The following is a 23,439-nucleotide window of genomic DNA, read 5'->3' as shown; positions in this document are numbered from 1 at the left end:
GCGCTGGAGGCAACCCTGCACGCGGCCAACCGGGCCGCCGATCTGGTATCGCGGATCGCGTTCACCCAGCGCTGCTTCCGCAACTACGATCTGCGCAAGCACACCTACGATCGGATCAAAGCCGAGTTCGGGCTGGCCGCCCAGGCCGCCCAGCACGTGATCAAGAAGGTCGCCGACGCCTACACCACGCTGCACGCCAACATCCGCAACGGAAACCTGGGCCCCCAAGGATCGGCACGCCGTGCCCGCGTCACCTCCAGACCGATCACCTTCCGCGCCGATGCCGCCCAGCCATTCGACGACCGATGCCTGTCGTGGCGGATCGACGCACGCACGGTGTCGATCTGGACGACGGCCGGCCGGGTGCGTGATGTGGCCTTCACCGCATCTTCCGAGCAGCTGGCGACGCTGGCCGCCCACCGCAAAGGCGAATCGGACCTGGTGCGCCGGGACGGCATGTGGTTTCTGATCGCCACCTGCGATGTCCCCGACCGGCCCATCACCGTCCCGGACGCCTTCGTGGGCGTGGACCTGGGGATCGCCACCATCGCGACCACCAGCGACGGCGACCGGCACAGCGGCAAGGGCCTGAACGCCCGGAGTCGCCGTGATCCATGTGGATCCGGCCTACACCTCCCAGACCTGCTCTTTATGCGGGCACGTGGACAAAAGGAACCGGCCCGACCAGGCCACCTTCGCCTGCACGTCGTGCGGCTTCGCTGAGCACGCCGACGTCAACGCAGCCCGTAACATCGCCGCGCGCGGTGTCGCGGGCTGGGCAGTGAGTCACGCTGCCGACGACGCGGCCTGAACCGTCGAATCCATCGACGGCGAGGAGCTGCAAGCTCGGTTGGTTAGTTTACGGCCGAGAAGCTGACCTGATCAGTGACGGCGGGCCAGATCGGTGACCGGCAAGCTCTCCAGCGGGATCGCCGAGCGAGCGCTCCGTCTGCGCGGGAACGTCGAGAAAGACTGAGCGAGCGCCGCCGTCGGTCACATGGGCCCGATGGCGAGTGTGCCCTGTGGCGAAGGGACGCGGTGACGAGACGAGTCGGCATGGCCCCCGGTTCCGTCAGCGGCGCTGTGGCTCCGCTCACGGAACGCGTCAGCACAGCGGCAGAGACCCACGGCCGTCAGGGCTGTGACTCCCCCCTCCACGGGTGGAGTTTCTCGGGGTTGCGGACCGCCCAGATGTGCCGGATCCGATCGTCCACGATGTCGAACGCCATCACGACCTCGGTGACGCCGTCCCGCTGCCCTATCAAGCCCGGCTGGCCGTTGACCGTACGCTCCAGGAGCGTCAGGCCGCCCGCCTTGCCGATGAGGGCCGCGGCGTAGCGCGCGAGCTCCTCGGCGCCTTCGAGCGGGACCAGCAGGGCGTCGACCACTCCGCCGCCGTCTGCGGTCACGGTGGCGCCGGGGTCGAGGATGCCGATGAGGGCGTCGATGTCCCCGGCCTCCCACGCCCGCTTGAAGTCCCTGACCACACCGGCCTGCCGGGCCGTCGGAGCCGCGGCGGGCCGCGACGCGCGGACGCGGCGGCGGGCCGAGGAGGCCAGTTGGCGGCACGCCCCCGGCGTACGGCCGACGATCTCGGCCACCTCGGCGAAGGAGTGGCAGAAGACGTCGTGCAGGACGAACGCGACGCGCTCGGCCGGGGTCATCGATTCGAGCACGACGAGGAAGGCCATGCTGACCGACTCGTCGAGAGTGACCCGGTCGGCCGGGTCGGCCGCCTGTCCGGTGACCCACTCCGCGCGGTCGGGCAGCGGCTCGGGGATCCACTCGCCGACGTAGCGCTCCCGCCGGGCCCGCGCCGAGCCCAGCAGGTCGAGGCAGATGCGGCCGGCCACCTTCGTCAGCCAGGCCCCCGGGGACTCGACGGCCTCCCGCCGCGAGGGAGACATGGCGTACCAGCGGGCGTACGTCTCCTGCACGACGTCCTCCGCCTCGGCCAGGGAGCCGAGGAGCCGGTACGCGAGATTGGTCAGCTGACGCCGCTCGCTCACGATCGCGCTCAGCCCCGGATCGATCGGGCCGTCCGCCGGCTCGGACTGGATGGTCATGGTCTCGCGGGCTCCCTCGGTCTCGCCTGCCTTCATCAGTACGACGAGACGACCACCCGGAATGTGAGGCCGGCGCGTCACCTCACATTCCCGGCGCCCACGTCGTCGGACAACCGGGACGGCGTACGGCCGGAGCCGCGCCGCCCCTGCTCCGCAAGACCGCTCAGACTCAGGAGGAAGACCTCATGATGTCCATTCCCACAGCCACCAAGGACGACAGTCTCCAGTCGCGTCTGCCCGACCCCGTCCAGTTCTTCCCCGAAGAGGTGGCCGCGCTCGCCGGAGCCATGCTCAAGGCCACCCGGAACGGCTCGATCCCACAGACCACGATCAGCCTGGTGCAACTCCGCGCCGGGCAGCTCGTCGGCAGCACCTACCACACCATCAGGCAGACGGGCGAGCTCCGCAAGGCCGGGGAGACCGAGGAGCGCATCACCTCCGTGGCGACCTGGCGGGACGCCCCCTACTTCACCGACGCCGAACGGGTCGCGCTGGAGCTCGTGGAGGCCGTGCTCACCCCGAACCCGTCCGGGGAACGCGTGCCCGACGAGCTGTACGCCAAGGTCGCCGAGCAGTACGACGAGAAGGCCCTCTGGACGCTCACGATCGCGATCGGCCAGATCTGCTTCTTCATCCCCGTCGCCCTCATCGCCAAGCCGATCCCCGGCGAGGCCCCCGGCAAGAACTACCGGAAGTGACACACGGCCGGCGCTGAAGAACCGTGAGAGGCGGCACGTGGACGACGGGGGCGCCGCCTCTCACACATTTCACAACCTCACTGCGGCCCACCGGCCGCTTGCATGTACGGCCCCGCCGGTCAGAGCCTCGCTGGCCGGTGCTCCCCGCCCGGAGCTGGAGGAGCTGCGGGCCGCGTGGCTCCAGCTCTCTCCCGAACTCCATACGGACCAGCGAGGAGCCGCTCATGGAGTCGTCTCACACAGCAGTGCGGCTCTCGTATACGAGGTAGGACTTCTCTCACCCCAGCGGTGGGAGTTCACCATCCCTCCGCCCCGTCGTTACCGGACCCGGCGACAGGATGTGGCCATTCACGGTGCGCCACTCACGGCCGATGATGTGGAATGGGTCGACGGACTCCTCGTGACCACCTCGCAGCGGACGGTCATCGATCTGGCGTCCGTCCGCCTTGACGGAGGTCATCTGGGCCTCGTCGCGGCGGACCTGCTGGATCGGAACCTGGCTCATTCCGACGACCTCGCCGCGGCCCTGGCACCCTATGCCGCGGCCTACGGACTGCCCGACGCGACCGGTCAGGAGTTCCTGGAGCACCTGACCCACCCATAAGGACAGCCGACCACATTGCAGCCCAGCGACGGGTTTCCCTATACCTCTCCTCACGCTTTCGGCGCCGCTATTACAGACCGCCTCAAGCAAACCGCAGGCGATTCCCCCTACTCGACGACCCGACGTCGCCGCCACTTCGCGTATGACCGCCTGCTCACGCGCCTGTTCAGAAGCGATGATGGCGGTTGGATTCTCAAAGGGGGCGTCGCACTGCTCACCCGTCTCTCCTCTGCCCGGCACTCGGCCGATGTCGACGTCGTGGCCCACGCCGACTCGCCGGAGGCGGGATTCGCAGCGCTACGCGCCGCCGCCGAAACCGACTTGGGCGACTTCTTCATCTTCCGCTTCGACCGCCCGCGAGCCCTGATTCAGGGAGTCGAGGGCATCCGCGTGGGCGCGTCGAAGCACGCGCTCGCTGACGAGCCTGGGTGCTACGCGCCCAGATGGATGCCGGGCGGAGGGGTGGGTGGGGCTGGAAATGACTCGACCGCGCTGCCGCGGGATCTGCGGTGTGCGCGGTCGAGGATCGACGTCGGGACCGGGATGCCGTCCCTACGCCCCGGCGCGCCGGCAGGTCGTGCCGGTCGCGCCCGGTCTTGGGGAGCGCCCGTGGATCAGAGAAGATCTAGGGCACTGCCGGCCGTCTTCAGCGGGTGGCGCGGTTGACGGCGGAGATGATGGCCTTGAGCGAGGCGGTCGTCGTGTTGACGTCGATGCCGACGCCCCACAGGACCTGCGTGCCGTTGGCGTCGCCGACCTCGCACTCCACGTACGACGCGGCCTTGGCGTCGGCGCCCGCGCTCATCGCGTGCTCGGTGTAGTCGAGGACGCGCACCTGCACCCCCACGCTCTCCAGTGCATCGCAGAAGGCCGAGATGGGGCCGTTGCCGACGCCCTCGATCTCCCGGATCTGGCCGTCGATCCGCACGTCGGCGTTGATCGCGTCCTTGTCGTCCACGGCGGAGGTGTGCCGGTGGGCCAGCAGGCCGATGCGGCCCCAGGGGCTGGCCGGGTTGGGCAGGTACTCGTCCGAGAACCGCTCCCACATCTCCGCCGCGGTGACCTCGCCGCCCTCGGCGTCCGTACGGGCCTGGATGACGCGGGAGAACTCGATCTGCAGGCGACGCGGCAGGTCGAGCTGGTGGTCGGCCTTCATGATGTAGGCGACGCCGCCCTTGCCCGACTGGCTGTTGACCCGGATCACCGCCTCGTACGAGCGGCCGATGTCCTTGGGGTCGATCGGCAGGTACGGCACGGCCCAGGTGAACTGGTCGACCGGCACTCCGGCCGCCGCCGCGTCGCGCTCCAGGTGGTCGAAGCCCTTCTTGATGGCGTCCTGGTGGGAGCCGGAGAAGGCGGTGTAGACCAGCTCGCCGCCCCAGGGGTGGCGAGGGTGCACGGGCAGCTGGTTGCAGTGCTCGACGACCCGCCGCAGCTCGTCCATGTCGGAGAAGTCGATCTCGGGGTCGATGCCCTGCGAGAACAGGTTCATCCCCAGCGTGACCAGGCAGACGTTGCCGGTCCGTTCGCCGTTGCCGAACAGGCAGCCCTCGATCCGGTCGGCGCCGGCCATGTAGCCCAGCTCGGCGGCGGCCACCGCGGTGCCCCGGTCGTTGTGCGGGTGCAGCGACAGCACGACCGAGTCGCGGTAGGCCAGGTTGCGGTGCATCCACTCGATCTGGTCGGCGTACACGTTGGGGGTGGCCATCTCGACCGTCGCCGGCAGGTTCAGGATCACCTTGCGGTCGGGCGTGGGCTGCCACACGTCGTTGACGGCGTTGCAGACCTCGACGGCGTACTCCAGCTCGGTCCCGGTGAAGGACTCCGGCGAGTACTGGAAGTAGATCTCGGTGCCCTCCATCGTGGCGGCCAGCTTCTTGCACAGCTTGGCGCCCTCGACGGCGATCGCGGTGATGCCGTCCCTGTCCTGGCCGAAGACGACCCGGCGCTGCAGGGTGGAGGTGGAGTTGTACAGGTGGACGATCGCTTGGCGGGCGCCGCGCAGCGACTCGAAGGTCCGCTCGATCAGCTCGGGCCTGGCCTGCGTCAGCACCTGGATCACCACGTCGGAGGGGATGCGGTCCTCTTCGATGATCTGGCGGATGAAGTCGAAGTCGGTCTGCGACGCCGCCGGGAAGCCGACCTCGATCTCCTTGTAGCCCATGCGTACCAGCAGGTCGAACATCTTCAGCTTGCGGTCGGCGTCCATCGGGTCGATCAGCGCCTGGTTGCCGTCGCGCAGGTCGACCGCGCACCACCGCGGCGCCTTCGTGATGACCTTGTCGGGCCAGGTGCGGTCGGTCAGCCGTACGGGCTCGTACGGCGTGTAGCGATGAAAGGGCATGGGGCTGGGCTGCTGTTCGGTGGTCATGATGCTCCTCGTCGGACGCGCGGCGGCCCCGTCTTCCGCCCACGTGAACACGACGATCCTGTCGTCACGATGGGTGAGGGGGCGCCGAGGGATGAACCAGGGCGGCCGACGCGCATGACTCTCGCCACCGCGGCGAGGGAGCCGGCCTCTTACAGGCCCTCGCCGCGGCGGATAAGAAGAAGAAGTCCGCGCAGCATGTCAAGCAGACTAGCAGACGCCTCAGCGGGACGAGACACGCGATCAGATGCCGAGACGGACCGCGGAGCGGGGGCGGGTTAGGGTGTGCCGTGACGAAGGAGGGGTCAGATGGAGGACAACCAGATCCTGGGGCAGATCAAGGACCTCGTCGAGGAGGAGCACTCGCTGCGCGAACGGCTCGTCGCGGGTGAGCTGACCTCCGAGGAGGAGCACACCAGGATCGCCTCGCTGGAGGAGCAGCTCGACCGCTGCTGGGATTTGCTCCGCCAGCGCCGCGCGCGGCGCGAGATGGGCGAGGACCCCGACAACGCCGCTCCCCGCCCCGTCAGCGAGGTCGAGAACTACCTGCAGTAAGTCCGTCCACGCCGCCCCGGCCCCTACCCGCGCCGTTCCACCGCCGCCGCACGACCGCCGCGCCAAAATGGTTCGCGTCGCGAAAAGGCGGTGCGGTTTCCTGTCGGCATGCACATCGAGCGCGTCGCCGCCGCGGAGCGGGAAGCCGGCCCCAAGGACGGCCCGGAGGACAGTCCGAAGGGCCTGGGCGGACTGTATGAGATCGCCCGGGTCTGCGCCCTGCCCGGCCCTGCGATGTCGTGGCCGCACTTCGTGGCGGGCGCCGCGAGCGGGTCCAGCGGTGAGCGTACGGAGACCTGGGTGGCGCGTGACGGCGGGCAGGTGGCCGGCGGTCACATCCTCCGCCTGCCCTCGCACGACAACACCCACGTCGCCCTGCTCCAGCTGATGACCCATCCCGGGCGCCGGCGCGAGGGCATCGGCGGAGCGCTGCTCGACCACGCCATCGCGCGGGCCCGCGCGGAGGGCCGGAGCGTGCTCGTCGGCGAGGCCCCCGCGGACGGCCCGGGCTCGGCCTTCGCCAACGCCCGCGGTTTCTCCCGCGCCACCACCGAGACCAGGCTGGTGCTCGACCTGCCCACCGCCGACTGGTCCGGCCTCGAACTCCTGCGGGCCCGCGCCGTACGGCACGCCACCGGCTACTCGCTCGAACGGTGGGCCGGGCCGACCCCCGCCGACCTGCTCGACGACATGGCCCGGCTGAACGAGGGCATGAACGACGAGCCGCTCGGCGACCTCGCGATGGAGGACCAGCGGTGGACCGCGGAGCGCGTGCGCGCCCGCGACGAGATGCTCTCCCGGGCGGGCCAGCGGACCTACACCGTGATCGCCCGGCACCTGGGCGGCGGTGGCCCGGCGGCATACACCCAGCTCATGATCGACGCCGAGCGGCCGGAGGGGTGGGTCCGCCAGTCCTCCACGGCGGTGCTCAAGGCGCACCGCGGCCGGCGGCTCGGCCTGGTGCTCAAGCTCGCCAACCTCATGTGGCTGCGCGCCTGCGAACCCTCGGCCGAGCGGGTGATCACGTGGAACTCCGTCGAGAACCCCCACATGCGAGCCATCAACGAGACGATCGGCTTCGAGGTCTTCGACACCTGGCACGGGCTGCAGCTCGCCATCTGACCATGGGCACGGTCTCCGCTCGTTCAGCCCTGTCCGGCGCCTCGGCGGGGCCACCAGGCTGACCGCAGGCGCGTCGAGGTGTCCCGATCCGCTCTTTCGATCGTGATTGATCTGACGACCGAATCCGCTGTACGAATAGCGGAGTCAGGGATCCAAGGTTCGACCGCAGCTCTCGTCCGTCCTTTTTGAGGGTTGTCGAAAACCGGCGCAGGTGGAGGGCGATGAATCGCTCGATCCGCAGCAGGAGGATCATCGTCAGGACGCTGTCCGGGCTCGTCTCAGGCACGATCGCCGGGGCCGCCTTGAGCGCGGCCTACCAGACCTACGGGGCCCGGCGTGATCGCCGCCGGTTCCCTCCGCCCGGTCGGATGGTCGACATCGGCGGTCGCCGGATCCACCTGTGGACCGCGGGCACCGGCTCACCGACCGTCGTGATCGTGCCCGGCCTGGGTGAGCCGCGACTGAACTGGGCCGCGCTGCTCCCCGAACTGGCGGTGGAGTCATCGGTCGTCCTGTACGACCGCGCCGGGCTCGGGTGGAGTGACCCGTCCGTGCGGGCGGGAACGGCGTTGAGAGCGGCACGCGACCTGCGACGCGCGCTGAACAGAGCGGGGATCCCCCCCCGTACGTTCTCGTGGGGCATTCCGCCGGGGGGAACATCGTCCGGCTGTTCACCGCCGAAACGCCTGACGCCGCCGCGGCGGTCGTCCTCGTCGATTCCAGCCATCCCGAGCAGATCCGCCTGCCGCACCGGACGAGAGCCGCCATCGCCCGGGAAATGCTGCGCTCGCGCCTCACGCCGCTGGGCCTGCGGCGCCTGGCCTTCGACGCCGGGTGGAGCGACCGCGCCCGCCGCGAAGCCGAGGCCCGGCGTCTGCCGTCCGATCCGCTCTCCACCAGGATCGCCTTCGACCTGGGCGATGGGCGACGCCGCGCGGGTCTGCGCGAGGCGGCGGCCGCGATCACCATCAATCCCGTACAGGTACGCCGCCGAGCGCCAGACCTCGGGGCGATTCCGGTCACGATCGTCTCCTCCAGCCCCGGCGAACCGCCGGAAACCGATACCAAGGCGGCCGCTGAACAGCGTCGTTTCTCCTCCGTCTGGTCGCGGCCACAGGCCGACCTGGTCCGGCTGTCCTCGAACGCCGAACACGTCGTCGCGGAGCATGCGGGGCACCACATTCACCGGGACCGGCCGGAGCCGGTCGTCAAAGTGATACTCGACCACGTTCGGCGAGCCCGGATCGCCCCTCACGGGCGGCAGCGGCGGAGACGACGGAGGAAGCGGTCGGGCCGTGCGCAGTGCCGGGTCCGTACGGCTCCCATCCCGAAGGGTGTGGAACCCACGGCGCGGCCAAAGGCGTTCACACGCGCGATCGCTTCCTCCCCTCCAGCGTAAGCGCCTTCCCTCGCAGCGTCTTCCCCCCACCCCGGCTGGACGGCACCGGCGACCATTGGCGAGGCTGAAACGGTCGCTTTCTCCGCCCGTGCGGCGAGGTGACACGTTCGTTACTCTGCGCGACACTTCTGGGGCCGGGCAGCACGCTGGAAGCATGGCGAATGCGAGGAACAGCTCAGCATCGGCGCCGCGACCAGGTGCGGCCGCCGGACTCGGCGCCAGTCCGGGCGTGTATCTACGACCGCATCTCCGATCTACGGAAATCGCATGGCGCCTCGCGGACCGTCGGCCCGGCCCGCAGCCGCACGAGGTGATTCGATGACGGGTGGATCAGGGGCTCGGCGGGGGCGTCTGGTCATCGTCGGGTTGGGTCCCACGGCCGGCGTGACCGCTGGAGGACTCACCAACCTGCTCACCATGACGTGGAACTGGTGGCTGTTCGGCGGGCTGGTCTTGATGACGAGCCTGGTGAGTGCGGGCACACTGATCGCTCTTCCGCGCGGCGGCCCGCCGCACCCGGTGACGCCTCAGGCAGAAAATCAGGAGGCCGGTGCGCTACTACAGCCTCCGTCCGGCACCCGGGTCTTCATAGGTCGCAGCAGGGAACTGCGCCGACTGACAGCACCTGCCTCCACGGAGAGCCGGCTCGGACCTCTCATACTGGTGATCACCGGTATGCCCGGGACCGGGAAGACCGAACTGGCAATCCGCGCCGCCCACGCACTCACCGCGCGTTATCCCGACGGATTGTTCTGGCTGGGCCTGCGCACCTATGCCGCGGCCGAATCCCGGATGACCAGCACCGAAGCGTTGCGCACCTTGCTCAACGCCCTGGACGTACCGCCCAACCCGAACGCCACCACTGTGAACGCACTCAGCCGCGAGTGGCGTGCCGCCACGATGGGCAAGAAGATGCTGATCGTCTTGGACGACGCCGATTCCGCCGAACAGATCCGCCCTCTGTTGCCTGCAGCGGAAGAAGCGGCGGTTCTGGTCACCACCCGTCACGTGCTGATCGGTCTCGACCCCGACCAGAGCATGACCTTGACACCGTTCACCCGCGCCCAGGCGGCCGGCCTGGCCGGAGCCATCCTGCGCCGCGCCGGGCTTCACGACCCCCAGGCGGTTGCCGCGATCGCCGCCGCCTTCCGGCTCCCACTCGCGATCCGTCAGATGAGCGATCTGAAAGCGGCCAACCCCACCCAACACATCCCCACCTCTCCTGGGGAGACAATCAGCGACGAGACGGCCGCTGCGTTCGCCCGCTCTCTCGCGGCCCTGACCAAGGCCGCTCGTCTCGTGCTGCGCCGTGTCGCCCACTACCCCGGCTCGCTGATCACCGCGCCCATCGCCGCCGTCCTCGCCGATCAGCAAATCAGCAAGGCCGCCACACTGCTGGCCACCCTCTATCAGCGCGGTCTGCTCATCGCAGACAACCGGACCAGCGGCGGCTACCGCATACACGACGCCGTACGCGCCGCCGCGCTGATCGAATCGGACAAGCGCGACAGCTCCCGACACCTGGCCGCCGCCGACGAACGACTCTTCCGGTACACGAGAAGCGCCATCGGCGCCGCGGTTCTGATGGTTGACTCCAATGCACTCATCGCCTGTATAGAGGCCGACGGACATCACCTGGCGTCACTTCTCCGGCACGAATCGGACGTCGCCGCGCTGCGATGGCTCGATCGGCATCACCCGGATCTACTCGCTGTGGCCCGCCGGTGCCTGTCCGCTCGCTCCCCCGAAGCATGGCGGCTGATCTACCAGCTGGAGTTCTACCAGCGGATGCGCGGCTTCTATACCGAGATCATCGAACTGCACAGCCAGGCGCTGAGCCTGACCCAGCACACCGGCGACTCTCTCGGTCAGGCAGCCATGCATCACAATCTCGGCCTGGTGGACATGCGCACCAGCAACTACCAAGCCGCGCTCGCGCGCTTTCAGACCGCGCTCGCGCTTTACGAGCAGGTCGGCAGTCGAGCCGGCCAAGCGGAGATCCACCACGAGCTCTCCAATGTCAACAAGTGGCTCGGCGACCTCGCCCAGGCCCGAGCCCACGCGACGTTCTGCTTCGAAGTCGCCTCCTCGGGCGAAGACCTCGTCGAGCTGGCATTCGCCCACGCCACCCTCGGCATCCTCGACCGGTTGGAAGGCAGCTACACCGCTGCCCGCGAACACCTCACCCAGGCGATGACACTGTTCGAGCAGGCGGGGCAACGCCGTGGCTTGGGCATCTGCCACCGGCAACTCGGCATGCTGGACGAGCGCCTGAGCCGGTACCACGACGCGCGAGCTCACCTGGACCATGCCCTCTCCCTGTTCCAAGAGTTGGGAGACCTCATGAACCAGGCTGACGCCCACCACAACCTCGCCGTCGTACACCGCGGGCTGGGCTCGCTGGTGACCGCCCACGAGCACGCCACCACCGCCCTCGTCCTGGCCTCGCAGATCAACCACTTCCAAGGACAAGCCGACGCGCACACGGAACTCGCCCAGTTGGCGCAGGCCACGGGTGACCACACGGCGGCACGTGCCCACCTCCACCACGCTCGCGACCTTCACCGGCGCCTCCACCAGCACGGCGAACCGGGTCCAGACGTTCTGGACGCCGGAGGTCCGGCGGTTCGGCGGGACGGCTAGGTTCAGAAGCCGCAGCATCGTTCACACGGCCCGGGCACGAGCCGCCGGTGTTCTCTGCATTCCGGCCGCATCCCCTCCGCTGACGGCAGTCACCTCCGGAACCGCGAGAAGGGGGCATGCGTATCGATCACAAGCAAGTGTCAGACCGACAGGAGGCGGTGGACCTCCTCGTCCCGCAGGTCCTGGGCCGCGCCGGAGCGCACCACATGCCCGGCGTCGAGGATCAGGAACGCGTCGGCCAGCCGCAGCGCGAGGTCCAGATACTGCTCGACCAGCAGGATCGCGAGCCCGGACGCGTGCAGGCGCTCGACCGCCTCCTCGATCTCCAGAATGATCGAGGGCTGGATGCCCTCGGTCGGTTCGTCCAGGATCAGCAGCTTCGGCCGGGTGACCAGGGCGCGGGCCATCGCGAGCTGCTGCTGCTGGCCGCCGGACAGGAAGCCCGCCGGCCGTTTGAGCAGCGGTTTGAGCCGGGGAAAGACCTCCAGGGCCTCCTCCACCGCCGCCTGGTCGCGGTGCGCGGACGCCTCCAGCGTGACCAGCAGGTTGTCGATCACGCTGAGCTGCGGAAACGTCTCGTGCCCCTGCGGCACGTAGCCCATGCCGAGCCGTACGCGCTGGTCGGGACGCAGGCGGGTGACGTCCCTGCCCTCGAACGTCACCTTCCCGCCGGTCGCCGGGAGCGCGCCCATGACGGTGTTGAGCAGGGTGGTCTTGCCGACCCCGTTGCGGCCCATCACGCAGACGAGGCGGCCGGGGGGCACCTCCAGCGAGACTCCGAACAGCACCCGGGCCCGGCCGTACCCCGCTTCGAGTCCCTCAACGGACAGCATCCTCGGCATCCTCCCGCGCGCGTCCCAAGTAGATCTCCTGCACGTGCGGATCGGCCCGCACCTCGTCGACCGAGCCCTCCATCAGCACCTTGCCCTCGTGCAGGACGGTCACCTGGGAGGCGTACCGGCGCAGGAAGTCCATGTCGTGCTCGACCACGATCACGGTGTGGTCGCGGGCGATCTCGGTGAGCAGTTCGCCGGTGCGCTCGCGCTCGTCGGACGCCATGCCGGCGACCGGCTCGTCGAGCAGCAGCAGCCGCGGCCGCTGGACGATCAGCATGCCGATCTCCAGCCACTGCCGCTGCCCGTGGGAGAGCACCCCGGCCCTGCTGCGCGCCAGCGAGGTCAGACCGATCGTCTCCAGCGCCGCCGCGACCTCCTCCGACACCCCGCGCCCGCGGCGCAGCAGCGACCACAGGGGACGGCGGAACGAGGCGGCGAGGTCGAGGTTCTCCAGCACCGTGAGCTCCTCGAAGACCACGGAGGTCTGGAAGGTGCGGCCCACGCCGAGCCGGACGATCTCGTGCTCCCTGCGGCCCGCGAGGTCCCGGCCCTCGAACCGCACCGTTCCCGCGGTGGGTTTGGTCAGGCCGGTGATCACGTCGATGAGCGTGGTCTTGCCCGCGCCGTTCGGCCCGATGAGGAACCGCAGCTCGCCGCGCCCGACCGTCAGGTCCACACCGTCGAGGGCCCGGAAGCCGCCGAACGCGACCTGCAGGCCCCTGATCTCCAGTAAGGCGGTCTCCTCCGGTAACGCGGTCTCAGATGCCGCCGTCTCCGCAGGCGTGGTCTCCGCTGGGGCCTCGCTCACGTCCCGGCCTCCCTTCTCCTCCGTACGAGCCCGGCGGCCAGTCCGGCGATGCCCCTGGGTGCGAGCGTCATGACGAGGACGAACAGGGCGCCCTGCAGGTACAGCCAGGCGGCCGGGAGCTCCTCACTGAAGTACGTCCGGGCGTAGCCCATGACCACCGCGCCGAGGATCGCGCCCGCGAGGGCGAACCGGCCACCGACGGCCACGCCGACCACGAGCTCCAGCGAGGGGACGACGCCGAGCAGCGCCGGCGAGATGATCCCGACGACCGGGACGAACAGCGCTCCCGCGATGCCGGCCATGCCCGCCGAGACGGCGAAGGTCAGCGTCTTCACGGTGGCCGGGTTGTAGCCCAGGAAGCGCACCCGGTCCTCGCCGTCCCTGACCGCCAGCAGCAGCCGCCCGAACCGGCTGCGGACGAGCTGCCGTGCACCCAGGTAGAGCACTCCCAGCACGACCGCCACCGTCAGGTAGAGGCCCCGCTGCGTCTCGTCGGCGGCGAGGTCCTGACCGAAGAAGTCGAAGAAGTTGGTCAGCCCGTTCGTGCCGCCGGTCAGCCCCTGCTGCCCGACCAGCAGGATCACCAGGGCCGCCGCCAGCGCCTGGGTGAGGATCGCGAAGTACGCCCCGCGTACGCGCTGGCGGAACACCAGCGCGCCGAGCAGCAGCGCGACCACGACGGGCACCGCGACGGCCATGGCGAGCGCGAAGACCGGGTTGCCGAACGGTGTCCAGAGCGCCGGGAGCTTCTCGACCCCGCTCCAGACCATGAAGTCGGGCAGGTCCCCGCCCGCGTCGTGGAGCTTGAGATACATGCCCATCGCGTAGCCGCCGAGGCCGAAGAACACCCCCTGCCCGAGCGTCAGCATGCCGCCCTGTCCCCACGCGAGGCCGATGCCCAGAGCCACGATCGCGTAGCACAGATACTTCGCCAGCAGCCCGAGGCGGAACGGCTCCAGCAGCAGCGGCGCCACGACCAGGGCGAGCAGCGCCACCGCCGCGAAGGCCGCCGGGCCCTGCCACCGGCGCGGCTCCCGCCGTACGACGGGGGGCGCCTCGACGGGCGCCTCGACGGCCGTCACGTCAGCGCCCGCGATCGGACGAAGAACAGCCCCTGCGGCCGGATCTGCAGGAATCCGATGATCGCCACGAAGACGATCACCTTGGCCAGGCTGGCGTCGCTCCAGAACTCGGCGTAGGAGTTCAGCAGGCCGAGCCCGATCGCGGCGAGCACCGCGCCGCGGAGCTGCCCGAGACCGCCCGCCACGACCACCAGGAACGCGTCGACGATGTAGTACGTCCCGAGCGTCGGCCCGACGGGCCCGATCAGCGTGAGGGCGACCCCCGCGACCCCGGCCAGGCCGGAGCCGATGAAGAACGTCCGCTGGTCGACCCGCCCGGTGTCGATGCCGCTGGTGGCCGCGAGCCTGCGGTTCTGCATCACCGCCCGCATCCGCCGGCCCTGCCCCGTCTTGTGCATGTACGCCCAGATGGCGAGCACCGACAGCACGGCGAGGGCCATGATGAACAGCCGGTTGTACGGCAGGATGCCGAGGCCGCCGCGCAGCCAGGCCGGCGAGACGACCTGCACGTTGGGCGCCCCGAACAGGTCCCGGGCCAGCTGCTGGAGCATCAGGCTGACTCCCCAGGTGAGCAGCAGCGTGTCCAGCGGGCGGCCGTAGAAGCGCCGGATCAGCGTGCGCTCCAGCACCAGGCCCATGAGCCCGGCGACCACGAAGGCCGCCGGCAGGGCCACCAGGAAACCCACGCTCTGCAGCAGGAAGGCCGTGTAGGCCCCCGCCATGATGAACTCTCCGTGGGCCATGTTGATCACGCCCATCTGCCCGAACGTGAAGGTCAGCCCGAGAGCGATGAGCAGCAGGACCGCTCCGATCGACAGTCCGATCGGGAGCTGGTTCAGCACCCCTTCCACGTCACCTCCCGACGTTGTCCCGCGCCGGGGCGCGGCGCGCCCCGGTCGCGGCTGTGCACGGTCATTCGGCGGCGGTCAGACCAGGCCGCCGGCCCAGGAGTACGTCTTGAGGTAGGGGTCCGGCTTGATCGGCTCGCCGGAGTTCCAGACCTCCTTGATCTGGCCGTCCGGCTGGACGACGCCGATGCGCGCGGTCTTGTACACGTGCTGGTTGTCGCCGTCGATCGTGACCTTGCCCTCGGGGCGGTCGAGCGAGACGCCTCCGGCCGCCTTCTTCACGGCCTCGACGTCGGTGCTCCCGGCCTTCTTGGCGGCCTCGGCCCACAGGTAGACGGCGTTGTATCCGGCCTCCATGGGGTCGGAGGTCACCTTGTCCGCGCCGTACTTGGCCTTGAAGGCGGCGACGAACTTCTGGTTCGCCGGGGTGTCGGTCGTCTGGTAGTAGTTCCAGGCCACGAGTTGCCCGGCGACGTTGTCGACGCCGATGCCCTTGACCTCCTCCTCGGCCACCGAGACCGACATGACCGGCATCTGCTCGGCGCTGACCCCGGCGCTCTTGAGCTGCTTGAAGAAGGCGACGTTGCTGTCGCCGTTCAGGGTGTTGAACACCGCGTCCGGCTTCGCCTCGGTGATCTTGTTGACGAGCGTGCTGTACTCGGTGTGCCCGAGCGGGGTGTACTCCTCGCCGAGGACCTCCATGCCGTTCGCCGCGGCGTACGCCTTGATGATCTTGTTGGCGGTTCTCGGGAAGACGTAGTCGCTGCCGACGAGGAAGAGCTTCTTCTTGCCCTTCTCCTTCAGGTAGTCGAGCCCCGGGACGATCTGCTGGTTGGTCGTGGCGCCCGTGTAGAAGATGTAGGGGGAGCTCTCCAGGCCCTCGTACTGGACGGGGTACCACAGCAGAGCCTTGCGCTTCTCGAAGACGGGGAGCATCGCCTTGCGGCTCGCCGACGTCCAGCCGCCGAAGACGGTGGCGACCTTGTCCTGCGCGATCAGCTTGGTGGCCTTCTCCGCGAACGTCGGCCAGTCGGAGGCGCCGTCCTCCACGACGGGCTCCAGCTTCTTGCCGAGCACTCCGCCCGCCGCGTTGATCTCGTCGATGGCGAGCAGTTCGGCGTCCCTGACCGTGACCTCGCTGATGGCCATGGTGCCGCTCAGGGAGTGCAGGATGCCGACCTTGATGGTGTTTCCGCCCCCGGACGAGGCCGACGTGTCACTTTTTCCAGATTGTCCAGCGCATGCCGCGAGCGTCACCGCCGAAAGCGCGATGACCGCCCCGGTACGCCATAATGAGTTACGCAAGTGCCTCTCCTTGCCGCCTACGGCCCCCGCGCCGATCCGTCTGCCGCAAAGGTGAGCGCGCGCTATTTCCCGTCGAAATCACGACGGTTAACAACTCATTAGCGAAGCCTCACCACCGTCCGGATACGCATACGAAATGCCTGGGTAACGCGGGAGAAACCGCGGGTACCTATCGTCCCGCCATGCGGCTCACTCCACACGAACAGGAACGGCTCCTCATCCACGTCGCCGCCGGCGTGGCCCGCGACCGGAAGGAGCGCGGCCTTCGCCTCAACCATCCGGAGGCGACGGCCCTCATCGCGTCCTTCCTCCTGGAGGGCGCCCGGGACGGCCGGAGCGTCGCCGACCTCATGGACGCCGGCCGCAGGGTGCTGCGGCGCGAGGACGTCATGGAGGGCGTGCCCGAGATGCTGGAGTCCGTGCAAATCGAGGCCACCTTCCCCGACGGCACCAAGCTCGTCACCGTCCACCACCCGATTCCATGACCGGGCCGAGTGGTGCGGGCGCGCCGGGCGAGATCCTGTACGGCGAGGGCGACGTGCCGCTGAACCCCGGCAGGGAGCGGATCACCCTGAGAGTCGTCAACACCGCGGACCGGCCGGTGCAGGTCGGGTCGCACTACCACTTCGCCGCCGCCAACCCCGGTCTGGAGTTCGACCGGGAGGCGGCCTGGGGCCGCCGCCTCGACATCCCCGCGGGCACCGCCGTCAGGTTCGAGCCCGGTGTGGAGCGCGACGTGACGCTGGTTCCGCTCGCGGGCGGGCGGGTGGTGCCCGGCCTGCGCCCCGAGTGGGCCGGGCCCCTGGACGAGAGACCGACGGGGATCGAAAGCCCGGCGGGGACCGAAAGGACGACGGGTGCCTAGCATCGAGCGCTCCCGCTATGCCGCGCTGTACGGGCCGACCACCGGCGACCGGGTGCGACTGGCCGACACCGACCTGTACGTCGAGGTGACCGAGGACCTCTCGATAGGGCCGGCCGGGGCCGGAGACGAGGCGGTGTTCGGCGGCGGCAAGGTCATCCGCGAGTCGATGGGACAGGCGCGCGCCACCAGAGCCGAAGGCGCGGCCGACCTCGTCATCACCGGCGCGGTGATCCTGGACCACTGGGGGATCGTCAAGGCCGACATCGGGGTGCGCGACGGCCGCATCGTCGCCATCGGCAAGGCCGGCAACCCTGACACGATGGACGGCGTCCACCCCGATCTGGTCATCGGCCCGTCCACCGAGATCCTCGCGGCGAACGGCAAGATCGTCACGGCGGGTGCGGTCGACTCGCACGTCCACCTGATCTGCCCGCAGATCCTCGACGAAGCGCTCGCCTCGGGCGTGACCACGATCGTGGGCGGCGGCACCGGGCCCGCCGAGGGCACCAAGGCCACCACCGTCACCGGCGCCTGGTACCTCGGCCGGATGCTGGAGTCCCTGGACGCGTACCCGGTCAACGTGGCCCTGCTCGGCAAGGGCAACACCGTCAGCGAGGAGGGGCTGCTCGAACAGCTCAGGGCCGGTGCCTCGGGATTCAAGCTGCACGAGGACTGGGGCACCACTCCCGCCGCCATCGACGCGTGCCTGCGGGTGTGCGACGCGACGGGCGTGCAGGTCGCCATCCACACCGACACCCTGAACGAGGCGGGGTTCGTGGAGTCGACCCTGGGGGCCATCGCCGGTCGCGGGATCCACGCCTACCACACCGAGGGCGCGGGGGGCGGGCACGCGCCGGACATCATCACGGTCGCCTCACACGCCAACGTGCTGCCGTCGTCCACGAACCCGACCCGGCCGCACACGGTCAACACGCACCACGAGCACCTGGACATGCTCATGGTGTGCCACCACCTCAACCCCTCCATCCCGGAGGACCTGGCCTTCGCCGAGTCGCGGATCCGGCCGTCGACGATGGCGGCCGAGGACGTGCTGCACGACATCGGCGCGATCTCGATGATCGGCTCGGACTCGCAGGCGATGGGACGCGTGGGTGAGACGGTCATCCGCACCTGGCAGACGGCGCACGTCATGAAGCGCCGCCGGGGCGCGCTGCCCGGCGACGGCCCGGCCGACAACCTGCGCGCCCGCCGGTACGTCGCGAAGTACACGATCAACCCGGCCGTCGCCCACGGGCTCGACGCGGAGATCGGCTCGGTCGAGCCCGGCAAGCTCGCGGACCTCGTCCTGTGGAGCCCGGCCTTCTTCGGGGTCAAGCCCGAGCTCGTGATCAAGGGCGGGGTCATCGCGTACGCGCAGATGGGCGACGCGAACGCGTCGATCCCGACGCCGCAGCCGGTGCTGCCCCGCCCGATGTTCGGCGCGGCCCCGGTCACCGCCGCGGCGACGTCGCTGCACTTCGTCGCGCCGCTCGCGCTGGAGGACGGCCTCGCCGACCGGCTGGCCGTCCGCAGGCGGCTGGCCCCGGTGGCCGACGTACGCGCCCGGCGCAAGGACGCGATGCCCCTCAACGACGCCCTGCCGGACATCCGGGTGGACCCGGACACCTTCGCCGTACACGTGGACGGCGAGCTCATCGAGCCCGCCCCGGCCGAGTCGCTGCCGATGGCGCAGCGCTACTTCCTCTTCTGAGAGGTGCGATGGACGGCATGCGCGGAGACCCGGCGGCACTGCTGCTGCTGGCCGACTCCCGGCTGCCCGCGGGCGGTCACGCCCATTCGGGCGGGGTGGAGGAGGCCGTGCGGCTCGGCACGGTCACCGACGTCGACGACCTCGCGCGGTTCCTGCGGGGCAGGCTCGCCACCGCCGGTCTCGTGACCGCGGCCCTGTCTGCCGCCGCCTGCGAGCTCGCGGCCGGCGAACCGGACCTCAACGGAGGACCGGACCTCCTTGGAGGACCGGGCGCCGTTGGAGGACCGGGCTCCGGTGGCGAAGCCGGAGAGCAGGCCACGGCCGTCGCACCCGGGCCGCACACCCCGCACGCCCGGCCGTACGCCGCCGACGTGTCGTGGCGGACGGGCGTCAACGGCGGGCCGGGAGCGGCGGCGGCCGGGGTCGCGGCGGCGGAGGACGTCCGCCGCCGGCTGTGGCGGCGGCTGGACGACGAGGCGGACGCGCGGACCGCATCGCCCGCGCAGCGGGAGGCCGCGCGGACCCAGGGGCGGCTCCTGCTGCGCACGGCCCGCCGGTTGTGGCCCTCGGCGGCCCTGGACACGCTGGCGCGGGCCATTCCGGAGGGCCCGCATCACCCGATCGCGCTGGGCGCCGCCGCGGCGTCCGCGGGCTGCGAGCCCCAGCAGGCGGCGCTGGCCGCCGCCTACACCTCGGTGACGGGCCCGGCCACGGCCGCGGTGCGGCTCCTCGGCCTCGACCCGGTGACCGTCCACCGCCTGCTCGCCGACCTCGCGCCGGCGCTCAACGACGCGGCGCACGCCGCCTGCGCGTCCCTCATGGACACGGTGCTGACGGAGCCGGTGCTGACAGACACGGCACTGATCAACGGAGTGCCGGCGGGCGGGACTCCGATGGACACGACACTCACGGGCACGACGCCGGCAGAACCGGCCCTGAGTGACCCGGCCCTGAGTGACCCGGCCCTGGGTGACCCGGCCCTGGGTGATCCGGCCCTGGGTGATCCGGCCCTGGGTGATCCGGCCCTGGGTGATCCGGCCCTGGGTGATCCGGCCCTGGGTGATCCGGCGCTGAGTGACCCGGCGGGCATCGACACCCCGCCGGGCGACGCCGGTCCTCCGCCGGGCGACGCGCCCGGAGCCGCCCGGGCGGAGTGGCGAGGGGGCTGGGCGGGGCTGCCCGGGCACAGCGCGCCTGCCCTCGACCTCCTCGCGGAGGGACACCTGGCCAACCCGATGAAGCTCTTCGTCTCCTGACACCTCCGAGACGTCCCCCGACGTCGCCGACCGAGCCGCATCTCACGCAGCGGCTCACGAGCAGAAGGGTCCAGACATGGGCGCTTACCACGACGACCTCCACGACGCGGCCGAGCCGGACGGGCGGGCGCTCCGCCTCGGCATCGGCGGCCCGGTCGGCAGCGGCAAGACGGCCCTGGTGGCGGCGTTGTGCCGCAGCCTCGGGCCGTCGCTGCGGCTCGGGGTCGTGACCAACGACATCTACACCACCGAGGACGCCGACTTCCTGCGCCGGGCGGGAGTGATCGACCCGGAGCGGATCCAGGCGGTGCAGACCGGCTGCTGCCCCCACACCGCGATCCGCGACGACATCGCGGCCAACATCGACGCCGTCGAGACGCTGGAGGAACGGTTCGGGCCGCTCGACCTGGTGATCGTCGAGAGCGGCGGCGACAACCTCACCGCGACCTTCAGCCGGGGCCTGGCCGACCGGCAGATCTTCGTGCTTGACGTGTCCGGCGGCGACAAGGTGCCCCGCAAGGGCGGGCCGGGGGTGACGACGGCCGACCTGCTGGTGATCAACAAGACCGACCTCGCGCCGATGGTCGGCGCCGACCTGACCGTGATGTCCCGCGACGCGGCGGCCGTACGGGAGGGCAGGCCGGTGCTGTTCACGTCGATCAGGGAGGACCGGAGCGCGCACATGGTCGCGCAGTGGGTGACCGACATGGTCGACGTCTGGCGGCACGAGCACGGCGTCGCCCACCACCACGGCCTCTCCGCGCATGGCACCTCAACGCATGGTGCCTCAACGCACGGTGCCTCAGCGCGGCGCGTGCCGGAAGGCGTCTCCCTCGATGACCTCTCAGCGGACGGGATATCCGTCGACGGGGTCACCGTGGACGGAATCTCGGCAGACAGGCTCTCTGCGGACGGAATCTCCGTGGACGGGGTCTCACCGGAGCGGAAGGAGCACGAGGAGCACGGGGAGCAGCCGTCGCGTCCCGTCACCGCGCCGTGAGCACGGCGGCGGCGGTCACCGCGCGGGCGCTGATCAGGACGAGCATGGCCGGCGGCGGCACCCGGCTGGAGACCCTGCGGTCGGATCCGCCGCTGACCCTGCGGCAGACCGGCCCGCATCGGGTGCATCTGGTCTCGACGGGCGCCGGGCCCCTGCGGGGCGACCACCTCGATCTCGGCGTGGACGTCGCGCCGGGCACGTCGCTGGAGGTGTGCTCGGTGGCCGCCACGCTGGTGCTGCCGGGGCTCGCGGAGGCTCCCTCGATCATGCTGGTGCGGGCCCGGGTGGGGGCCGGCGCGACGCTGCGCTTCTCCCCCGAGCCGACCGTGCTCGCCGCCGGATGCTCCCACCACCTCGTCGTACGGCTCTCTCTGGCGGAGGACGCGACCGTCCTGTGGCGCGAGGAGATCGTGTTCGGACGGCACGGGGAACGGCCGGGCCGCTGTCACGCGAGGTTCGACGCGACCGTCGCCGGACGGCCCCTGCTCCGGCAGAACCTGGTGATCGGCGAGGAGACCGTGGACGGCAGCCCCGCCGTCTACGGAGACGCCCGGTGCGTCGGCTCCACCCTGGTCGCGGGCCCCGCCTGGCGGCCGTCCCCCGAGGACAAGCGGGAGCGGCGGGCGGTGGTCGGAGAAGGCTGGGCCGCGCTCCCGCTCGCCGGTCCCGGCGTGCTGGTCTCCGCCCTGGGTGCGGACGCGGTGCAGCTCAGACAGCGGCTCGAACGCGGCGAGGACGCCGCCGCGTCACACGCGACCGGCTGAGCACCTCGTCGGATCCCCGTCCAGAGCCGCACCCGGCCCTCACACAATCACCAGCCGGAACGCACCCGATCTCCGCATCGGGTGGCGCCGGGCCGTAGCCTGGTGATCGTGTCGGAACCCACGCCGCATTCCGCCTCCCGTCCGCGCCGCACGAGCGTGGCCGGCGCCCTGCGGGCCGCCGGGGTGATCGCCGCGGGGTTTGTGCTGGCCGTCGCCGCACTGCTCCCGTGGGCCGGGCTCACGGCCGAGTTCGGCGTCTTCGACGCGTCGTTCACCGCCGTACGCGGCGTCGACGAGGGCCCCGGGTGGATCGTCCTGGGTGCCGGGATCGCCGCGATGCTGCTCGGCGTGCTCGGCGCGGCACGTAGCTGGCTGTTCACCGGGCTGGCGATCCTGCCGGGCGCGGTCGCGGCGTTCGCGCTGGCGATGTTCCTCGCCGATCCGCGCGACCTGGTGAGCCGGCTCGACTTCCACGTCTCCGGGCTGCTCCGGGTGCACCCGACGGTCCAGTACGGCTGGTTCACCGGGCTGCTGGCCTCTGTCGCGCTGGCCGTGCTGGCCTGTGTCGCGCTGCTCCGCCGCCGCTGACCGGCGGGGTCAGTCGTAGAAGCCGAGCCGGCGCAGCTGCTTGGGGTCGCGCTGCCACTCCTTGGCCACCTTCACCCGGAGGTCGAGGTAGACGCGGGTGCCGAGCAGGGCCTCGATCTGCTGCCGGGCACGGGTGCCCACGTCCTTGAGCCGGGCGCCGCCCGGGCCGATCACGATCGCCTTCTGGGACTGCCGCTCGACGAACATGTGGGCGTACACGTCGAGCAGGTCGTCGCGGCCCTCCCGGGGGTTCATCTCCTCCACCGTGACGGCGATCGAGTGGGGCAGCTCGTCCCGCACGCCCTCCAGCGCCGCCTCTCGGATCAGCTCGGCGACGAGCACCTGCTCCGGCTCGTCGGTCAGCTCGCCGCCGGCGTACAGCGGGGGCGACTCGGGCAACCGCTTGATCAGCACGTCGGCGAGGATGTCGAGCTGCTCGCCGCTCTGCCCAGATACCGGGACGATCTCCGCGAACTCGGCCAGTGCGGACACCGCCAGAAGCTGGTGCGCGATCTGCTCGCGGGTGGCGAGGTCGCACTTGGTCACGACGGCCACGACCGGCGTCTTCTTGACCGCGGCGAGCTTCTCCACGATGAACCTGTCGCCCTTGCCGATCGGCTCGTTGGCCGGGACGCAGAATCCGATGACGTCGACCTCGGTGAGTGTGGACAGCACCAGGCTGTCCAGCCGCTCACCCAGCAGGGTGCGCGGACGGTGGAAGCCGGGGGTGTCGACGATGACGAGCTGGGCGTCCGGCCGGTGGACGATGCCGCGGATGGCCCGCCGCGTGGTCTGCGGCTTCGACGACGTGATCGCCACCTTCGTGCCGACCAGTGCGTTCATCAGCGTCGACTTGCCGACGTTGGGCCGGCCGACGAAGCAGGCGAAGCCCGCGCGGAAACCGCTGGGTTCGGCGTTCAC

At 70.5% G+C, this 23,439-nt stretch carries 21 protein-coding genes and 2 pseudogenes; 15 read left to right on the top strand and 8 right to left on the bottom strand.

The genetic code is table 11. The features are described from left to right. Window positions 1-607: 607 nt before the first annotated feature. Window positions 608-811, top strand: a complete 204-nt coding sequence (locus F5972_RS39210; RefSeq protein ID WP_318527637.1) for a transposase — start codon at window positions 608-610, stop codon at window positions 809-811. A 322-nt stretch (window positions 812-1,133) separates the two neighbouring features. Here F5972_RS39210 and sigJ read toward each other — a convergent pair whose 3' ends face one another. After that, on the bottom strand, window positions 1,134-2,102 hold the full coding sequence (sigJ, locus tag F5972_RS26915; RefSeq protein WP_225311911.1) for an RNA polymerase sigma factor SigJ: 969 nt from the start codon (window positions 2,100-2,102) through the stop codon (window positions 1,134-1,136). A 149-nt stretch (window positions 2,103-2,251) separates the two neighbouring features. Here sigJ and F5972_RS26910 point away from each other — a divergent pair, with 149 nt between their 5' ends. From F5972_RS26910 to F5972_RS39465, 3 genes are all read left to right on the top strand, one after another. After that, complete coding sequence (locus tag F5972_RS26910; RefSeq protein ID WP_225311910.1) at window positions 2,252-2,764, top strand: carboxymuconolactone decarboxylase family protein; 513 nt, start codon at window positions 2,252-2,254, stop codon at window positions 2,762-2,764. A gap of 400 nt (window positions 2,765-3,164) precedes the next feature. Continuing rightward, window positions 3,165-3,368: a hypothetical protein gene (locus F5972_RS26905; protein WP_150937114.1), complete on the top strand. Its 204-nt coding sequence runs from the start codon at window positions 3,165-3,167 to the stop codon at window positions 3,366-3,368. A 15-nt stretch (window positions 3,369-3,383) separates the two neighbouring features. After that, window positions 3,384-4,034 (top strand): nucleotidyl transferase AbiEii/AbiGii toxin family protein, encoded by a 651-nt coding sequence (locus F5972_RS39465; protein WP_150937112.1) that lies wholly within the window; start codon window positions 3,384-3,386, stop codon window positions 4,032-4,034. On the opposite strand, the gene leuA is transcribed toward F5972_RS39465, so the two are convergent. Beyond that, window positions 4,015-5,739, bottom strand: a complete 1,725-nt coding sequence (gene leuA / locus F5972_RS26895; protein WP_150937110.1) for a 2-isopropylmalate synthase — start codon at window positions 5,737-5,739, stop codon at window positions 4,015-4,017. The two genes, F5972_RS39465 and leuA, sit on opposite strands and share 20 nt — an antisense overlap. A gap of 306 nt (window positions 5,740-6,045) precedes the next feature. Here leuA and F5972_RS26890 point away from each other — a divergent pair, with 306 nt between their 5' ends. The 4 genes and pseudogenes from F5972_RS26890 (at window position 6,046) to F5972_RS26875 (ending at window position 11,455) form a co-directional block, all read left to right on the top strand. Further along, window positions 6,046-6,291 (top strand): DUF2630 family protein, encoded by a 246-nt coding sequence (locus tag F5972_RS26890; RefSeq protein ID WP_150937108.1) that lies wholly within the window; start codon window positions 6,046-6,048, stop codon window positions 6,289-6,291. 108 nt (window positions 6,292-6,399) lie between these two features. Further along, entirely contained in the window at window positions 6,400-7,413 is a 1,014-nt protein-coding gene (locus F5972_RS26885) for a GNAT family N-acetyltransferase (protein ID WP_150937107.1), read from the top strand. A gap of 616 nt (window positions 7,414-8,029) precedes the next feature. After that, window positions 8,030-8,812: pseudogene (locus F5972_RS26880) on the top strand (alpha/beta fold hydrolase); the annotation flags it as partial. A 417-nt stretch (window positions 8,813-9,229) separates the two neighbouring features. Next, window positions 9,230-11,455: a tetratricopeptide repeat protein gene (locus F5972_RS26875; protein WP_191910325.1), complete on the top strand. Its 2,226-nt coding sequence runs from the start codon at window positions 9,230-9,232 to the stop codon at window positions 11,453-11,455. A gap of 140 nt (window positions 11,456-11,595) precedes the next feature. Here the strand turns inward: F5972_RS26875 and urtE are convergent, their stop codons facing one another. The 5 genes from urtE to urtA form a co-directional block, all read right to left on the bottom strand. After that, the gene (gene urtE / locus F5972_RS26870; RefSeq protein WP_150937101.1) at window positions 11,596-12,288 is read right to left on the bottom strand and encodes an urea ABC transporter ATP-binding subunit UrtE; all 693 of its coding nucleotides are present in this window, start codon (window positions 12,286-12,288) and stop codon (window positions 11,596-11,598) included. Then, window positions 12,275-13,021, bottom strand: a complete 747-nt coding sequence (urtD, locus tag F5972_RS26865; protein ID WP_225311917.1) for an urea ABC transporter ATP-binding protein UrtD — start codon at window positions 13,019-13,021, stop codon at window positions 12,275-12,277. The genes urtE and urtD overlap by 14 nt, the downstream gene beginning before the upstream one ends. 74 nt (window positions 13,022-13,095) lie before the next feature. Further along, window positions 13,096-14,181: an urea ABC transporter permease subunit UrtC gene (urtC, locus tag F5972_RS26860; protein WP_150937097.1), complete on the bottom strand. Its 1,086-nt coding sequence runs from the start codon at window positions 14,179-14,181 to the stop codon at window positions 13,096-13,098. Further along, complete coding sequence (urtB, locus tag F5972_RS26855; RefSeq protein ID WP_150937095.1) at window positions 14,178-15,032, bottom strand: urea ABC transporter permease subunit UrtB; 855 nt, start codon at window positions 15,030-15,032, stop codon at window positions 14,178-14,180. The genes urtC and urtB overlap by 4 nt, the downstream gene beginning before the upstream one ends. Window positions 15,033-15,107: 75 nt before the next feature. Beyond that, window positions 15,108-16,334 carry an urea ABC transporter substrate-binding protein gene (gene urtA, locus F5972_RS26850; protein ID WP_150937093.1) on the bottom strand — a complete coding sequence of 409 codons (1,227 nt, stop codon included), beginning with the start codon at window positions 16,332-16,334 and terminating at the stop codon, window positions 15,108-15,110. A 182-nt stretch (window positions 16,335-16,516) separates the two neighbouring features. Between urtA and F5972_RS26845 the strand changes: the two genes are divergently transcribed. The 7 genes and pseudogenes from F5972_RS26845 (at window position 16,517) to F5972_RS26805 (ending at window position 22,518) form a co-directional block, all read left to right on the top strand. Then, a complete protein-coding gene (locus F5972_RS26845) occupies window positions 16,517-16,819 on the top strand; it encodes an urease subunit gamma (protein WP_150937091.1) in 303 nt (100 codons plus the stop codon). Then, window positions 16,816-17,199: an urease subunit beta gene (locus F5972_RS26840; protein WP_150937089.1), complete on the top strand. Its 384-nt coding sequence runs from the start codon at window positions 16,816-16,818 to the stop codon at window positions 17,197-17,199. The genes F5972_RS26845 and F5972_RS26840 overlap by 4 nt, the downstream gene beginning before the upstream one ends. Beyond that, window positions 17,192-18,910 (top strand): urease subunit alpha, encoded by a 1,719-nt coding sequence (locus tag F5972_RS26835; RefSeq protein ID WP_150937087.1) that lies wholly within the window; start codon window positions 17,192-17,194, stop codon window positions 18,908-18,910. The genes F5972_RS26840 and F5972_RS26835 overlap by 8 nt, the downstream gene beginning before the upstream one ends. An 8-nt stretch (window positions 18,911-18,918) precedes the next feature. Continuing rightward, a complete protein-coding gene (locus F5972_RS38380; RefSeq protein WP_225311908.1) occupies window positions 18,919-20,166 on the top strand; it encodes an urease accessory protein UreF in 1,248 nt (415 codons plus the stop codon). Between the two features lie 76 nt (window positions 20,167-20,242). Next, a pseudogene (gene ureG / locus F5972_RS26815) lies at window positions 20,243-20,899 on the top strand (urease accessory protein UreG); the annotation flags it as partial. A 263-nt stretch (window positions 20,900-21,162) separates the two neighbouring features. Continuing rightward, window positions 21,163-21,930 carry an urease accessory protein UreD gene (locus F5972_RS26810; protein WP_225311907.1) on the top strand — a complete coding sequence of 256 codons (768 nt, stop codon included), beginning with the start codon at window positions 21,163-21,165 and terminating at the stop codon, window positions 21,928-21,930. Between the two features lie 108 nt (window positions 21,931-22,038). After that, on the top strand, window positions 22,039-22,518 hold the full coding sequence (locus F5972_RS26805) for a hypothetical protein (RefSeq protein ID WP_150937086.1): 480 nt from the start codon (window positions 22,039-22,041) through the stop codon (window positions 22,516-22,518). 9 nt (window positions 22,519-22,527) lie between these two features. Here F5972_RS26805 and era read toward each other — a convergent pair whose 3' ends face one another. Next, window positions 22,528-23,439 (bottom strand): GTPase Era, encoded by a 912-nt coding sequence (gene era / locus F5972_RS26800; protein WP_150937084.1) that lies wholly within the window; start codon window positions 23,437-23,439, stop codon window positions 22,528-22,530.

Source organism: Microbispora cellulosiformans (genome assembly GCF_008728085.1).
Lineage (GTDB): Bacteria > Actinomycetota > Actinomycetes > Streptosporangiales > Streptosporangiaceae > Microbispora > Microbispora amethystogenes.
Note: the sequence above shows the minus strand (reverse complement) of the source record. Positions and strands in the feature narration are given on the sequence as shown.